We start from the raw sequence: 444 nt of genomic DNA on the forward strand, positions 1-444 counted from the left end.
AAACCAATACCCGAACCTTGTTGTTTGGTAGTAAAAAAGGGCACGAACACCATATCAATAACATGTTCCGCAATACCAGGTCCCTTATGGCTGCCTTCAATGTAAAGCGGTTGTGCGTGATTTTGCCCGAGGGTGAGTTGAATCATAGGCGCTTTAGTAGGAGTTTGCGGGTTATGTTGATAGGTTGTGGCGAGTACTTCAAGTGCATTTTTAACTAAGTTAACAAGTACTTGTTCTATATGGCTCTTGTCGAGCATCACTAATTGATGGGTATTAATATTAAGCTCAAAAGTAGTGCCTTTCCTAAGTGCTTGTTGCTTATGCAATGCAACTATTTGTATGAGCACAATAACAAAATTATAAGGAGCTAATATAGATGAAGGTAAGCTACTAACTTGACGATACCGTTCTATAAAAAAACCTAAATGCTCAGTTCGAGTCGCA

General features: G+C 39.2%; 1 protein-coding gene. It reads right to left on the bottom strand.

Going from position 1 to position 444, the window contains the following annotated elements:
- Window positions 1-444 (bottom strand): ATP-binding protein (locus CWB66_RS22065; RefSeq protein ID WP_252371841.1); only part of this gene is annotated, 444 nt, incomplete at both ends.

This window comes from Pseudoalteromonas sp. S558 (assembly GCF_005886635.1).
Classification (GTDB): Bacteria; Pseudomonadota; Gammaproteobacteria; order Enterobacterales; family Alteromonadaceae; genus Pseudoalteromonas; species Pseudoalteromonas aliena.